This window comes from Afipia broomeae ATCC 49717 (assembly GCF_000314675.2).
GTDB lineage: Bacteria > Pseudomonadota > Alphaproteobacteria > Rhizobiales > Xanthobacteraceae > Afipia > Afipia broomeae.
This window is the reverse complement of sequence record NZ_KB375282.1, coordinates 406,229-420,769: the sequence shown is the minus strand read 5'-3', so window position 1 is coordinate 420,769 and position 14,541 is coordinate 406,229. Positions and strand designations below refer to the sequence as shown.

Genomic DNA, 14,541 nt, shown 5'->3' with positions numbered 1-14,541 from the left:
CCACGGGACCGTTTCGGACCTTTCCGGGCATCTTTCCATGCCGGGCCGAGCGCCCCCAAATAATTGCGGATATTCAAGTGTCAAATTCGAGCAAGACTCCCCTCCTCGACGCCGCGCCGACGCCGGACCTGCTGCGCAAGCTCAAGCCCGAGCAGTTGCGCCAGTTCGCCGATGAGCTGCGGCTGGAGACCATCGACACCGTATCGGTGACAGGCGGCCATTTCGGCGCCGGCCTCGGCGTGGTCGAACTGACCACCGCGCTTCACTACGTCTTCAATACACCGGACGACCGCATCATCTGGGACGTCGGCCATCAGGCCTATCCGCACAAGATTCTCACCGGCCGCCGCGACCGCATCCGCACGCTGCGCATGGGCAACGGCCTGTCAGGGTTCACCAAGCGCGCCGAGAGCGAATACGATCCGTTCGGCGCCGCGCACTCCTCGACCTCGATTTCCGCCGGTCTCGGCATGGCCGTGGCGCGCGATCTTACCGGCGGCAAAAACAATGTCATCGCGGTGATCGGCGACGGCTCGATGTCCGCCGGCATGGCCTATGAAGCGATGAACAATGCCGGCGCGATGCATTCGCGCCTGATCGTTATTCTCAACGACAACGACATGTCGATCGCTCCGCCGGTCGGCGCGATGTCGGCCTATCTCGCGCGGCTGCTGTCGGGAAAGACCTATGCGTCGGCGCGCGAAGCGCTGAAAAATCTCGCGCACAAACTTCCGAAATTCTTCGAGGACCGCGCGCTGCGCGCCGAGGAATATGCGCGCGGCATGGTCACCGGCGGCACGCTGTTCGAAGAACTCGGCTTCTTCTATGTCGGGCCGATCGACGGCCACAACCTCGACCACCTGCTGCCGGTGCTGACCAATGTGCGCGATGCGCCAACCGGACCTATCCTGGTTCACGTCGTCACGCAGAAGGGCAAGGGCTACGCGCCCGCCGAAGCGTCCGACGACAAGTATCACGCCGTCGCCAAGTTCGACGTCGCAACCGGCGCGCAGGCCAAGGCAAAATCCAACGCGCCGTCCTATACCTCGGTGTTCGGCCAAAGCCTGGTCAAGGAAGCGCGCAAGGACGACAAGATCGTCGCCATCACCGCGGCGATGCCGGGCGGCACCGGCGTCGATATCTTCGGCAAGGCGTTCCCCGACCGCACCTTCGATGTCGGCATTGCCGAACAGCATGCCGTGACCTTCGCCGCAGGCCTCGCGACAGAAGGTTTCAAGCCGTTCTGCGCGATCTACTCGACCTTCCTGCAGCGCGGCTACGATCAGGTCGTGCACGACGTGGCGATCCAGCGTCTTCCGGTACGCTTCGCCATCGACCGCGCCGGTCTTGTCGGCCAGGACGGCCCGACCCACGCGGGTTCGTTCGACAACGTCTATCTCGGCTGCCTCCCCGGATTCGTCATCATGGCGGCTGCGGATGAAGCCGATCTCGTTCACATGGTCGCGACGCAGGTCGCGATCGACGATGCCCCGAGCGCGCTGCGTTATCCGCGCGGCGAAGGCCGCGGCGTCGAGATGCCCGAATTCGGCGTGCCGCTGCCGATCGGCAAGGGCCGCATCATGCGCGAGGCGAGTGGAAAATCGAAGGTCGCACTGCTCTCGTTCGGCGCCCGTCTCGGCGAATGCCTTAAGGCCGCCGACGAACTCGAAACGCTGGGCCTGTCCGCCACCGTCGCCGATGCGCGCTTCATGAAGCCGCTCGATCTCGACATGATCCTGAAGCTCGCGCGCGAGCACGAAGTGCTGATCACCATCGAGGAAGGCTCCATCGGCGGCTTCGGCACTCACGTTTTGCAGGCCTTGGCCGATCACGGCGCGCTCGATCGCGGCCTTCGCGTGCGAACGCTGGTGCTGCCGGACATCTTCATCGATCACGATTCACCGGCAAAGATGTACGAACAGGCTGGCCTCGATGCCAAGGGCATCGTCGCGAAAGTGTTCGAGGCACTCGGCAGGGACGTGAAGACCGAGACGGTCAAGCTGGCCTGAACTTCGGTAAGCCGTCACCGCAGGTACGTGCTGTCACACCGCATGCGATGCGCTCCTCTCCCCAGTGGGGAGAGGGTTGGGGTGAGGGGCTCTGGATGTCTGAACAAGGTTATCGAGCCCCCTCACCCGCCGCGCTTCGCGCGCCGACCTCTCCCCCACGGGGAGAGGTGAAAGGATGTGGCACATGACCTCACGCAAGCGCGCAGACCTTCTGCTGGTTGAGCGCGGCCTGTTCGAGAGCCGCGCCCGCGCGCAGGCCGCCATCGAAGCGGGTGGCGTCACTGCAAACGGCAAGCCTGTGCTGAAACCGTCGGAAACGATTCCGGCGGATGCCGAGATCTCCGCCGAGCCCGCGCATCCCTGGGTGTCGCGCGGCGGCGTCAAACTCAGCGGCGCGCTGGAGCAGTATCCCATCGACATCGAGGATCACGTCTGTGTCGATGTCGGCGCGTCGACCGGCGGATTCACCGAGGTCTTGCTCGCCAACGGCGCCAGCATCGTCTACGCCATCGATGTCGGACGCGGACAGTTGCATCCGAGCCTGCAGGACAATCCGAAAATCGTCTCGATGGAAGAAACCGACATCCGTTCGCTTGCGGGCAAGCGGCTCGAAATCCGTCCCGATATCGTGGTGATCGATGTCAGCTTCATTTCGTTGAAGCTGGTGCTGCCCGCGGTGTTGCCGATTGCTGCCGCACCGACGCACCTCCTGGCGCTGATCAAGCCGCAGTTCGAGGCCGAGCGGAAGTATTCCAAGAAGGGCATCATTCGCGACGAGGCCGTGCACAAGGCGGTGTGCGACGACATCGCCACCTTCGCGGAGTCCTTGGGTTGCACCGATATCAATGTTTTCCCTTCGTCCATCGCCGGCGGCGACGGCAACACCGAATTCTTCATCGGCGCGCGGCGCGGCTAGAGATATGACCGAGCGCCTCATCATCGATCATGTCGGCCATTTCGGCGATGGCGTTGCTGCGTCCGGCGGCGAGACGCTTTACGTGCCTTATGCATTGGGCGGCGAGACGGTCGATGTGTTGCCCTCGCCCGGCCACCCGGACCGCCGCGCGCTTGCGCATGTCGTCACGCCAAGCCCGCAGCGCATCGATCCGTTCTGCCCGCATTTCGGCACCTGCGGCGGCTGCGCAATCCAGCACTGGCAGGACGATGCTTACCGGAACTGGAAGCGGCAGCTTGTGGTCGACACGCTCAACCATGCCGGCATCGGCTGCGAGGTCCTTGAGCTGATCGATGCCCATGGCACCGGCCGCCGCCGCATGACGCTGCATGCGCGGCAAAGCCAGCAGGGCATTCTGCGGGTCGGCTTCGCCGCCGCCGGCCGTCATGAGATCATCGCCATCGATCACTGTCCGATCCTCGATCCCGCCATGCACGGCGCCATCGAAGCAGCCAACGAAATCGCCGAACTGCTGAGGCCGGTGAGCAAGCCGCTCGATATCCAGATCACCGCAGCCGATAACGGCCTCGACGTCGATGTGCGCGGCTCCGGTCCGCTCGGCACGGCGCTGCTGATGTCCCTGTCGAAGCTGGCCGAAAAACACAATCTCGCGCGGCTGACGCGTCATGGCGAACTGGTCATCATGCGCAAGCCGCCGGTGGTGCGCGTCGGCAAGGCGCAGGTGACCCTGCCGGCGGGCTCATTCATGCAGCCGACGGCGGTCGGCGAGGAAACCCTTGCGGCGCTGGCATTCGCGCGTTGCAAGGGTGCCAAGCACATCGCCGATCTGTTTTGCGGTTTCGGTCCATTCGCATTTCGCCTCGCGGAAAAATTCAAGGTCGCTGCCTTCGACAGCGACGCGGCTGCGGTGACGGCGCTGCAAAATGCAGTGAAGCTCACGCAGGGCCTGAAGCCGATCAAGGCCGAAGCGCGCGACCTGTTCCGGCGTCCGCTGATGCCGCAGGAACTGCGCGATTACGATTGCGTGGTGTTCGATCCGCCGCGCCAGGGCGCGCAGGCGCAGTCGCAGCAACTGGCTGCCAGCAAGATCGCGCTCGCCGTCGCGGTCTCATGCAATCCGGCAACCTTCGCACGCGACGCGCGCATTCTGATCGATGGCGGTTTCAAGATCGACAGCGTCACGCCGGTCGACCAGTTCCGCCATACGCCGCATGTGGAGCTGGTCGCGCGGTTTAGAAGGTAAAGAGCAGAAGCCCCTCACCCGCTCGCTTTGCTCGCGACCTCTCCCCTTAAAAACGGGGAGAGGTAAAGAATTCGCTAGCTCCCTCTCCCCGCGCGCGGGGAGAGGGTTGGGGTGAGGGGCTGATTGCCTGTGCGAAACACACAGAAAAAGACTCACCGTCCCCACCGCTCCTGCCAGATCTTCTCGCCGATGGTGCACGACACCCGCGGCTCGCGCGTGGCCGCCGGCACGACCCGCATTTCCGGCACACGATGCGCGACTTCGAGGATCAGCTTGGTGCGGATCGCTTCCTTGAATTTCTCTTTGGTCTTGATGGGCACCACGAACGATCCGGCGCCGCCGATCACGCAGTCCTCGTAATACCAGTCGAGATTTTCGATATCCATGGTCGCGTAGTTGGTTTCCTTCGACATGATCGGAAGGCCGTTGATGGTAATGCCCTTGGCCAGCGCCGCGTCGCGCGCCACCGTGACAAGCTCCCCATTGTTGTTCGGCCCGTCGCCGGAAATATCGATGACGCGGCGCAGGCCCTGATATTCGTTGGCCTCGAACAGCGGCATCGCGAAGTTGATCGCGCCGGAGATCGAGGTGCGGGAGGCGCGGCGCAGCGGCGCTTTCAGGATTTCCTCGGCCAGCGCACCCGCCGATTCCGGACCATCGATCACCCGCCATGGCACGACGATCTTCTGGTCGGTCGAGGCGGCCCATTCGAAATAGGTCACCGCGACCTTGCCGGTCGGGCCGGTCTTGAGCGCCTGCAAGAACTCCTTGGAGGTGACCGCGAGCGCGTAGCCTTCGCGCTGGAGCGCCAGTTCATCCATGTCCATGGAATAGGAGACGTCGACCGCGAGAACCAGTTCGACGTCGACCTTGGCCTCGGTAGCGGCCGGCGCAGGCGCCGTGGCCGGTGCAGCCAGTCCGGGAACATCGCCGCCGGCGATCACGCCCGCGACCAGCACCGCTCCGATCGAGACACACCAGCGCATTGGCGGGACCTCCCGTCGTTCACGTCAGGATGGTGACACGGCCTGCGCGACCCTGAAAGCAGGAAACTGGACCATCCCCATGCCCTATGAGGGCCGGAAATTCTGGCCCTTTTTCAGGCTGTTTGCCCGGCCGGCAAACATTTACCAACATTTCACGGAATTTATTTACGTTCGCGAAGCGGACGCTCCGTCATTGAACGGGCCTCCGACTGGAAATTGCCAGCACCACCCACGCCCATTCAGGCGTCGAAGTCATTTTCGGCGGCCAAACCCCCGCGTTTGGTGTCGCTCCGCCTTTCTTGAAAGGGTCAGAAAGACCTCAAAGGACTGTTTCATGCTCTCCAGGCTCTCCATTCGCACCAAACTCGTCGCTCTCGTCACTCTCCTGCTGATTGCCCTCTCCGCCATGGGCGCCTTCGCCGTGGTGGAAATGCGCGCCATCAACGCCGCAGCGCAGGACATCAAGACAAGCTGGCTGCCCAGCGTCCGCCTGCTCGGTGAATTGCGCACCCAGTCGGCGCGCTACCGGGCGGTGCTGCGCGACTATCTGACGGAGCCGGACGACAAGTTCATGGCCGACATCCAGCGCAATCTCGACGCCCGGGCCAAGGATTACGACACCGCGAACAAAGCCTATGAGCCGCTGATCACCTCCCCTGAGGAAGCCGCGCTCTATAAAGAATTGGCGGCAACCTGGAAAACCTTCCGCGAGGCCGCCGACGAAGTGATCGTCCATGCCCGCAAGCGCGAGGTCGCGCAGGCGCGCGCCGTCAACGCCCAGCGTGCGACGCCGGCAGGACGAAGCATGGATGCGGTACTGGCCAAGCTTGTCGAGTTGAACGACAAGGGCGCCGCCGCCGCCGGACACCATGCCGAAAGCACCTATGAACTCGCATTCCGCATCGTTCTGGCGGCGCTGGCTGCCATGGTGCTGGCCGGGCTTTGCGCCGCGGTCCTGATCGTGCGCGATGTCGCCCGGGGCATCGGTTCGGTCTTGGCCCCGATGCGGGCGCTGGCCACCGGCGATCTCGCCGCCAACGTTCCTCATCAGGGCGAAAACACCGAAATCGGCCAGATCGCCGACGCCGTGCAGGTGTTCAAGGACGCCATGATCGCCAAGAAGACCGCCGACGAAGTTGCCGCAGCCGAAGCCAGCGCAAAGATGCGCCGCGCCGAAACGCTGGACCGGGCCACCAGAAGCTTCGAGGGCATGATCGGCGAACTGATCGGCTCGCTGTCGTCGGCCTCCACCGAAATGGAAGCCACCGCCAGCACCCTGACCAACGCCGCCGACGTCACCCGGCAACTGTCGAACTCGGCCGCGAATACCTCACGCGAGGTCTCCGAAAGCATCCAGTCGACCGCCAGCGCCACCGAGGAAATCACCTCGTCGGTCAATGAAATCGGGCGTCAGGTTCTGGAATCGAGCCGGGTCGCTCAACTCGCCGTCCAGCAGGCCGAGAAGACCGATTCCTGCATCAGCGAACTGTCGCAGGCCGCCGCCCGTATCGGCGATGTGGTGAAGCTGATTACCGCGATCGCCGAGCAGACCAACCTGCTCGCGCTCAATGCCACCATTGAGGCGGCGCGTGCGGGCGAGGCCGGCCGCGGCTTTGCCGTGGTCGCCTCCGAGGTCAAGGCGCTCGCCTCGCAGACCGCCAAGGCGACCGACGAGATCACAACCCAGATTTCCGGCATGCAGACGGCGACCAGCGCTTCCGTCACGACCATCAAGGAGATCAGCAGCACCATCAATCTGATCTCCGAGATCTCATCGACGATTGCCGCCGCTGTCGAAGAACAGGGCGCCGCGACCCAGGAGATTGCCCGCAACGTTCAGCAGGCGGCCGAACTGAGCGCGCGCGTCGCCGCCAACATCTCGGACGTCGACCGCGGCAACAGCGAAACCGGCGCCGCATCGGCTCAGGTTTTCACGGCCGCCCAGTCGCTCTCGAAGGAGAGCACGCATCTCCAGACCGAGGTGCATAACTTCCTCGCGACGATCCGCGCCGCCTGACGCGATTCGCCAAGCGAACATTTTGAGAGCCGGCGGCGCGAAAGCTCCGCCGGTTTTTTTTCATGCCTTCGACACATGCATCGGATGCAGCGCGCATCGGCATAAACGCCGTACGTAAAAAAGCACATTTCTGCATCGGCCGCGGAATACCTTTACGAACATTTCACCTCACATAGTGAAATTAGAAACCACGAATCCGAAACGCCGAAGGGCGGATTGGCATTCCCGGTTTCTCTCTTTTCCTGCCCTTGCCAACCCCGCCCATCAGCCACCGGTCAGAAAGACTCAAGGTCCGCCATGCTCTCCAGGATTTCCATTCGTTCCAAGATCACCGCCGTTCTCGTCATCCTGCTGGTCGCGATGACCGGCATGGGTCTCTTCGCCATCCGCCAGATGGAGGCCATCAACGCCAATGCCGTCGACATCCAGACCAACTGGATGCCCAGCGTTCGGGTGCTCGGCGATCTGCGCGCCGGTGTGATCACCTATCGCAACGTGATCCGCGAGCACATGCTGTCGGAGCTTCTCGAGGAAAAGCTGGCGCAGGAAAAGACGCTGGAAACGGTCGTCGAAGCCAACATGAAGGCGCGGCAGGCTTATGAAAAGATGATTACGTCGCCGGAAGAACGCGCGCTGTACAACGAGTGGGTCGAGACGTGGGAGAGCTACAAGAAGGGCGCCCAGGAAGTCATGGCGCTGTCGCGCAAGGCTGCGGGCTCCTACCCGCGCGAGGCACATGAGCTGAACACGACGACCGTCAACCTCATCGGGATCAAGTCCGACAATATCCTGAAGAAGGACATCGACCTCAACAACAAGGGCGCCGATATCGCCGGCCAGGACGCAACGAACAACTACAACACCGCATTCATGCTGGTGGCGATCATGCTCGGCGCGGCCGTCCTGATCGGCTGTGTTGTCGGCTTCTATCTGGTGCGCGACGTGTCCCGCGGCATCACGTCGATCGTGACGCCGATGAAGGCGCTCGGCGAAGGCGATCTCACCGCCGTCGTGCCGCATCAGGGCGAAAAGACCGAAATCGGCACCATGGCCGACACCTTGCAGGTCTTCAAGGAAGCCCTGATCGCCAAGAAGGCGGCGGACGAAGCCGCCGCCGCCGATGCCGACGCCAAGATCGCGCGCGGCCAGCGGGTCGATGCGATCACCCGCGACTTCGAAAAGCTGATCGGCGAACTGGTCGGCTCGCTGTCGTCGTCATCGACCGAACTCGAAGCCGCTGCCAACACCCTGACCTCCACCGCCGAAATCACCGGCAGGACCTCGGGCGAAGCCGCCGCCGCGTCGCAGGAAGTCTCGAGCAACGTGCAGTCGGTCGCGGTCGCCACCGAAGAGATCACCTCGTCGGTCGGCGAAATCAGCCGTCAGGTGCAGGAATCCAGCCGCGTCGCCGGCGAAGCCGTGCGTCAGGCGCAGAAGACCGACACCAGCATCACCGAGCTGTCGCAGGCCGCCGCCCGCATCGGCGACGTGGTGAAGCTGATCACGGCGGTCGCCGAACAGACCAACCTGCTCGCGCTCAACGCCACCATCGAGGCTGCCCGCGCCGGCGATGCCGGCCGCGGCTTCGCCGTGGTTGCTTCCGAAGTGAAGGCCCTCGCCGCGCAGACCGCCAAGGCCACCGACGAGATCAGCGCACAGGTCGCAGGCATGCAGACCGCGACGCAGGAATCGGTCGCGACCATCAAGGAGATCGGCAAGACCATCACCCTGATCTCGGAAATCTCCTCGACCATCGCCGCCGCGGTGGAAGAACAGGGTGCGGCGACACAGGAAATCGCCCGCAACGTGCAGCAGGCTGCATCGCTCAGCGGCGACGTCGCCACCAGCATCACCGATGTCAGCCGCGGCGCGGGTGAAACCGGGGCCGCATCCGGCCAGGTGCTGTCTGCCGCGCAGATGCTGTCCACCGACAGCAACCGCCTCAAGATCGAAGTCGAGAAATTCCTCACCAACGTCCGCGCGGCGTAAGCTCGCCGCAACATCGAACGGCAAACGGGCGGCTGAATTTCAGCCGCCCTTTTTGTTTCCTCCGCCGCCGCGTCAGAGCGACGCGGAGGATACTTCATTTACCAACAGTTCACGGGAATCCCTGATGATTCCGCCCGCGAATACGGCGTCAGAAGGCGTCGGCATTCGACTGGAAATTGCCACCCTCCTTTCGCCCGATCCGCATCCTGATCTGGCTTCTTCGGCATCCGGTTAGAAAAATCGATAACCAGGGATCACCCCGATGCTGTCCAAGCTCTCCATCCGCGCCAAACTGATCGGAATCGTGACGTTCTTTCTGCTGACTTTGGCCGCGACAAATCTTTTCGGCATGCTTCAGATGCGCTCGATCAACGCCTCGGCGCAGCAGATCCAGACGATCTGGCTGCCCAGCGTTCGCTGGCTCGGAGACATGCAAACCCAGGCCGCACGCTACCGCGCCATCCTCCGTGACCATTTCCTGACCTTCGACGACAACGCCAAGGCCAAGATCGACAAGAATCTCGCGGACCGCCTGCAAGCCTACGATCAGGCCAACCAGAAGTATCAGGCTCTGATCTCCTCGCCAGAAGAACGCGCGGTCTACGGCGAACTGGTCAAGGTCTGGAAGGAGTATCTCGCCGCCGCCAACGAGGTTCTCGAAACCTCCCGCAAGGGCGAAAGCTCGATGGCGCAGGATCTGAATTTCGAGAAGGCCTCCCCGATCGGAATCAAGGTGGACGACACGCTGACCAAGCTGGTCGAAATGAACAGCAAGGGCGCGGCCACCGAGGGTCAGCGCGCCAACGACAACTATTCCACGGCTGTCCAGCTTGGGCTCGTCATTCTCGGCCTCGCACTGGTGGCCGGCCTTGTCTTCAGCTTCTATCTCGTCCGCGGCGTGACAACGGGCATCGCCTCGATTGTGACTCCGATGCGGGCGCTGGGCAGCGGCGACCTGAGCGCCGAGGTCCCGCATCAGGGCGAGAAGACCGAAATCGGAACCATGGCCGACACATTGCAGGTGTTCAAGGACGCGCTGATCGCCAAGAAAGCGGCGGACGAAGCCGCGGCCCTCGACGCCGACGCCAAGATCGCGCGCGGCCAGCGCGTGGACAACATCACCCGCGACTTCGAATCCCTGATCGGTGAACTGGTCGGTTCGCTGTCGTCGTCATCGACCGAGCTGGAAGCAGCGGCGAATACGCTGACCACCACGGCAGACTCCACCGGCAAGATTTCCGACTCGGCGGCCAGCGCTTCGCAGGAAGTCTCCAGCAACGTGCAGTCGGTCGCGGTCGCCACCGAAGAGATCACCTCGTCGGTCGCCGAGATCGGACGGCAGGTGCAGGAATCCAGCCGCATTGCCGGTGAGGCTGTGCGTCAGGCGCAGAAAACCGATGCCAGCATCACCGAACTGTCTCAGGCGGCGGCGCGCATCGGCGACGTGGTGAAGCTGATTACGGCGGTCGCCGAACAGACCAATCTGCTCGCGCTCAATGCCACCATCGAGGCCGCCCGCGCCGGAGACGCCGGCCGTGGTTTCGCGGTGGTCGCCTCCGAAGTGAAGGCCCTCGCCGCGCAGACCGCGAAGGCCACCGACGAGATCAGCGCCCAGATCGCCGGTATGCAGTCGGCGACCCGGGAGTCGGTCTCCACGATCAAGGAGATAGGCGCGATAATCAATCTGATCTCGGAAATCTCCTCGAGCATCGCAGCAGCCGTCGAGGAACAGGGGGCGGCCACTCAGGAGATCGCGCGCAACGTGCAGTATGCTGCCCAGCGCAGCGGCGAGGTGGCGCAGAGCATCACCGAGGTCAGCCGCGGCGCCGGTGAAACCGGAGCGGCCTCCGGTCAGGTGTTGTCGTCCGCGCAGGTGCTGTCCAGCGACAGCAGCCGCCTCAAGATCGAGGTCGAGAAATTCCTGACGACTGTGCGCGCGGCCTAAACGCCGCCTCTTATCATATTCCGAAACGGCGGCTGGCCTCAGCCGCCGTTTTCATGTGCGGCGTCAGCCGCAGACATAGACCCGGCGCCAGCGCCAGCCATAAGGCGTCGGCACCTGCGTTAGCTGGTAACAGCCCTCGTCGTACCCGTAATAATCATCGTAATAATAGTTGTCGTAATAGTACGGGAAACCAAACCCGACCGCGAACGGTGCGAAGCGGCGGTGATGATGCCAAAACCTGCCATGATGGAAACCGGCATTGGCGAAGCGGGCGCCTCCGCCCGGCATCGCGGCAAACCGGGCCATTCCGGGCGCAGCGGCAAATCGCGGTCCGCTGAATCCGCCGCCGTGCATGGCGGCGAAACTGCCGGCACCTCTAAAGCCGCCACCTGAGAAACCACCACCGCGGAATCCGCCACCGCCAAATCCTCCGCCGCCGTGGAAACCTCCACCACCACCGCCGCCGTGACCACCGCGCGCGACGGCATCGAGCGGGGCAAACGCAACAATTGCCGCAACCGCAGCAACACCGATCATGAGTTTTCTGAACATGGCTCACTCCTACCCGAGCGCGCCCCTAACCGATAACGCTTCGCGAAGGATGTTATTTCCATGAACGGCGATAAAATTTTACGGAGATGAGGCGCTGGCCGGGGATGCCGATGAACCGTTCATCAATGAGGCATCATCCGGCAGGCCGTAGACACGTTCAGGCGCGGCAAAGCCCGCGACCGAAAACAGGCCAAGATCAGTCCATCCCGCATCGACATGGCTGGCGAATTCCGTGGACGCCAGCACGGTGCGGTTGAGGCGGCCTGTCATTTTCTCGATGCGCGCAGCAAGATTCACCGCCGGACCGATGCAGGTGAAATCGAGCCGGTCGCCGCCGCCGATATTGCCGTACAGAACCGTGCCGATATGCAGCGCGAGGCCGAACCGGAAGTCGCGCAGTGTCTCGGACTCGTAGGCGTAGGTCATCGCCGCCACGTTGGCGCGGCACTCCCGCGCCGCTTCGAGCACGCGCTTGCAAACCGTTTCCGTGTCCCCCTCCTTGCCGGTGATGGGAAACACCGCGAGCAGGCCGTCGCCCATGAACTTCAGGACTTCGCCGCCGTGATTCAGGATCGCGGGCACCTGACAGTCGAAATAGGTGTTGAGAACATCCACCACGGCTTCGGACGACAGCCGGTCAGACAGCGGCGTGAAGCCGCGCAGATCCGACAGCCAGATCGCGGCATGCATGGTCTCGGTATGGCCGCGGCGGATTTGTCCCGCAAGAATCCGCGCGCCGGCCCGCGCGCCGACATAATTATTGAGCAATCCTGCTGCGGTCCGCCGCAGCAGCCAGACTTCGATCATGCGGGTCAGGGATGGCATCATCAGGCGCAGGTCGGCGAGTTGAGCCTCCGTGAAGCCATCCGGATGCTGCGTGATCCAACTCACCGCATGGATTGTCCCATCGGACATCAGAAGCGGAAGTGCGATGTAGTCGGTCGCGCCCTCGCCGCGGATCTCGGCGAAAAACGGCACATTGCCAGCACCGTCGTCCAGCAGCCGCTTGCGCACTTCCTGCCCCTGCTCGAACACGATCGCCAGAGGACTTGAGAGAAAATAATCCGACTCCTGCTCGCCGTGGGCCATGGCGCCCATGGCAACACCTTCGCCCTTGCGCCAGACGAAGTTGCGGCCGAGCATGTTGGGATGAAGCGTGCGGACGAAGACGCCGACGCGCCAGAGCGGCATGCCGCAAGCGACCAAGCGCTCGCAGGTTTCCACGATAAACCGGTCCACGCGTGACGCCGACCGCGCTCCGTTGATCAACCAGTCGATGACGCTCTGAACGCTGTTGGCTTGCATAAGGTTCGTTTTGCGACGGCGGGCGGGCCCGGTCAAGCTCGTCAGCCACGCTCACCACATCTCCCGATAATTCGGGAATTTCTTCAACGTCGCGTCGTAGCGCACCGGCGACAGCCACGGCAGCACGCGCTTCAGGACCACGTTCGCGAGCGGCGAGACATGACGCACATACAGATCGATCGGATCGAGCTGGTGCCGCAGGTGGAGTTTCGGGTCGTAGTTCAGGCCGCTGCTGCGAAACCATTTGTAGCCGCCCGCAATGGCCCAGTTGATCGTGTCACGAACCACGCAGAAATAGAGATGCAGATTGAGCGCAACGGAATAGTCGAAGCCGACATACTCCGAGAAGAAGTGCTCGCCCTGGACCATGCAGATGTTGAAGGCCACCAGCGTATTGCCGCGGTGCCATGTGAAGACACGGACCTTGTCCTTCATCCGTGTGCCGAGATCGCGGAAGTAGTCCTCCGTCAGCTTCTCGAAGCGGAATTTGGATCGCTCGTAGACCTGAAGATAGAGCGGATAAATTTCTTTGGCCAGATTTTCAGTACCGTCGGTTACGGTCATGCGGATATCTTCGCCGGCTGATGCCTGAAGATTCCGGCGCACATTCTTGCGCGCCTTGCCGCTGAGCGCTTTCTCGATGAAGCGATCGAAGTTCTCGTATTCGATACTGAGTTTTGTCATCGGCATGCTCGGAGCGCGGCCAAAGCCGCGCCGCACGAAGCATTCGAACGTCTCGCGATAGCTGGCGGGAAATTCCTTGAGCACAATGAGCTGCGCGCCGAGACTTTTCGCCAGCTTGCGGATATGCCGCGAAAGCACGTCCGCAACGGTTGCGGCGGACAGGCCCTCACCGTCAGCGAGATGCCCCTCGCCTGCGGAACAGCCGACCATGAGTGTTCGCATCTTGAGGAAGCGCGGGTAGCGGCGCCGGATGGTTGAGATCAGCCGCCACTCCGATCCGACGCCTTCAAGAACGTCCTGATCGAGCAGAAAGAACGGCTGTATCGCCCGGATGCGCCCGGATGCATCGCGGATGGCAAAATACCTGTAGTCGAAGCCTTCGCGAAGCGTGTCCTCGATGATCTCGTAGTAGCGATAATCCTTCCGCTCATCCGCGAATGTCGAACTCCAGACCGGGCTGGAAGAGAGCTCGGCGCGGTCAATCACCGTCACCGAAAAGGGTTCACGCGCCGCGTCGGATACAACCGCGCCGTCATCGCCTGCCAAGATAATCATTCAGGCCCCAACAAAAATCGACACGCAGAACACCGCGCCCCGTTCCCGTTAAAACAGGCAGACATTGAAAGGTAATATGTTAAGGGTCAAGTTGGAATTTTGGAGGCCGCATCGCCGGCGATAGGCGGTGCTGCGCCTGCGGATCACCCCGCTCGTCCTGACTTACGGATTGAAGCGATCGTTTTGACCCAGATCAAAACGTTCCCAGGAGCAAGTTGTATCAAACATCAACTTCAATCGAGACTGGTTCTGTGAATCGCTTCTTGCGGCGTCCCGCCGTTCACCTGGCGCGCTAATGCGCCACCAGACTCGTAAATCCCCAACGTCACACCGATCGCTT

General features: G+C 62.8%; 10 protein-coding genes. 6 read left to right on the top strand and 4 right to left on the bottom strand.

Annotated elements, in window-relative coordinates; translation table 11 throughout:
• Nucleotides 1–77: 77 nt before the first annotated feature.
• The 3 genes from dxs to HMPREF9695_RS02025 all read left to right on the top strand — a co-directional run bounded on the left by dxs (nucleotide 78) and on the right by HMPREF9695_RS02025 (nucleotide 4,168).
• Complete coding sequence (gene dxs / locus HMPREF9695_RS02035; RefSeq protein ID WP_006019108.1) at nucleotides 78–2,009, top strand: 1-deoxy-D-xylulose-5-phosphate synthase; 1,932 nt, start codon at nucleotides 78–80, stop codon at nucleotides 2,007–2,009.
• A gap of 184 nt (nucleotides 2,010–2,193) precedes the next feature.
• Nucleotides 2,194–2,925, top strand: coding sequence for a TlyA family RNA methyltransferase (locus tag HMPREF9695_RS02030; RefSeq protein WP_041711033.1), 732 nt, complete (start codon nucleotides 2,194–2,196; stop codon nucleotides 2,923–2,925).
• A 4-nt stretch (nucleotides 2,926–2,929) separates the two neighbouring features.
• Nucleotides 2,930–4,168, top strand: a complete 1,239-nt coding sequence (locus HMPREF9695_RS02025) for a class I SAM-dependent RNA methyltransferase (protein WP_006019105.1) — start codon at nucleotides 2,930–2,932, stop codon at nucleotides 4,166–4,168.
• A 152-nt stretch (nucleotides 4,169–4,320) separates the two neighbouring features.
• On the opposite strand, the gene HMPREF9695_RS02020 is transcribed toward HMPREF9695_RS02025, so the two are convergent.
• Nucleotides 4,321–5,154 carry a DUF1194 domain-containing protein gene (locus HMPREF9695_RS02020; RefSeq protein WP_006019104.1) on the bottom strand — a complete coding sequence of 278 codons (834 nt, stop codon included), beginning with the start codon at nucleotides 5,152–5,154 and terminating at the stop codon, nucleotides 4,321–4,323.
• 334 nt (nucleotides 5,155–5,488) lie between these two features.
• On the opposite strand from HMPREF9695_RS02020, the gene HMPREF9695_RS02015 reads away from it, so the two are divergent.
• The 3 genes from HMPREF9695_RS02015 (at nucleotide 5,489) to HMPREF9695_RS02005 (ending at nucleotide 11,105) form a co-directional block, all read left to right on the top strand.
• Nucleotides 5,489–7,171: a methyl-accepting chemotaxis protein gene (locus tag HMPREF9695_RS02015; RefSeq protein WP_006019103.1), complete on the top strand. Its 1,683-nt coding sequence runs from the start codon at nucleotides 5,489–5,491 to the stop codon at nucleotides 7,169–7,171.
• Nucleotides 7,172–7,468: 297 nt separating this feature from the next.
• The gene (locus HMPREF9695_RS02010; RefSeq protein WP_006019102.1) at nucleotides 7,469–9,160 is read left to right on the top strand and encodes a methyl-accepting chemotaxis protein; all 1,692 of its coding nucleotides are present in this window, start codon (nucleotides 7,469–7,471) and stop codon (nucleotides 9,158–9,160) included.
• Between the two features lie 262 nt (nucleotides 9,161–9,422).
• A complete protein-coding gene (locus HMPREF9695_RS02005; protein WP_006019101.1) occupies nucleotides 9,423–11,105 on the top strand; it encodes a methyl-accepting chemotaxis protein in 1,683 nt (560 codons plus the stop codon).
• A 63-nt stretch (nucleotides 11,106–11,168) separates the two neighbouring features.
• Here HMPREF9695_RS02005 and HMPREF9695_RS02000 read toward each other — a convergent pair whose 3' ends face one another.
• The 3 genes from HMPREF9695_RS02000 to HMPREF9695_RS01990 all read right to left on the bottom strand — a co-directional run bounded on the left by HMPREF9695_RS02000 (nucleotide 11,169) and on the right by HMPREF9695_RS01990 (nucleotide 14,201).
• Nucleotides 11,169–11,657: a hypothetical protein gene (locus HMPREF9695_RS02000; protein WP_006019100.1), complete on the bottom strand. Its 489-nt coding sequence runs from the start codon at nucleotides 11,655–11,657 to the stop codon at nucleotides 11,169–11,171.
• A 78-nt stretch (nucleotides 11,658–11,735) separates the two neighbouring features.
• On the bottom strand, nucleotides 11,736–12,962 hold the full coding sequence (locus tag HMPREF9695_RS01995; protein WP_006019099.1) for an adenylate/guanylate cyclase domain-containing protein: 1,227 nt from the start codon (nucleotides 12,960–12,962) through the stop codon (nucleotides 11,736–11,738).
• 51 nt (nucleotides 12,963–13,013) lie between these two features.
• Nucleotides 13,014–14,201: a GNAT family N-acetyltransferase gene (locus HMPREF9695_RS01990; RefSeq protein WP_006019098.1), complete on the bottom strand. Its 1,188-nt coding sequence runs from the start codon at nucleotides 14,199–14,201 to the stop codon at nucleotides 13,014–13,016.
• Nucleotides 14,202–14,541: the final 340 nt, after the last annotated feature.

Coding starts and splice junctions, on each gene's coding strand:
- HMPREF9695_RS02000 (WP_006019100.1), bottom strand. CDS start 11,657: ATGTTCAGAAAACTCATGATCGGTGTTGCTGCGGTTGCGGCAATTGTT.
- HMPREF9695_RS02005 (WP_006019101.1), top strand. CDS start 9,423: ATGCTGTCCAAGCTCTCCATCCGCGCCAAACTGATCGGAATCGTGACG.
- HMPREF9695_RS01990 (WP_006019098.1), bottom strand. CDS start 14,201: ATGATTATCTTGGCAGGCGATGACGGCGCGGTTGTATCCGACGCGGCG.
- HMPREF9695_RS02025 (WP_006019105.1), top strand. CDS start 2,930: ATGACCGAGCGCCTCATCATCGATCATGTCGGCCATTTCGGCGATGGC.
- HMPREF9695_RS02010 (WP_006019102.1), top strand. CDS start 7,469: ATGCTCTCCAGGATTTCCATTCGTTCCAAGATCACCGCCGTTCTCGTC.
- HMPREF9695_RS01995 (WP_006019099.1), bottom strand. CDS start 12,962: ATGCAAGCCAACAGCGTTCAGAGCGTCATCGACTGGTTGATCAACGGA.
- HMPREF9695_RS02015 (WP_006019103.1), top strand. CDS start 5,489: ATGCTCTCCAGGCTCTCCATTCGCACCAAACTCGTCGCTCTCGTCACT.
- HMPREF9695_RS02020 (WP_006019104.1), bottom strand. CDS start 5,154: ATGCGCTGGTGTGTCTCGATCGGAGCGGTGCTGGTCGCGGGCGTGATC.
- HMPREF9695_RS02030 (WP_041711033.1), top strand. CDS start 2,194: ATGACCTCACGCAAGCGCGCAGACCTTCTGCTGGTTGAGCGCGGCCTG.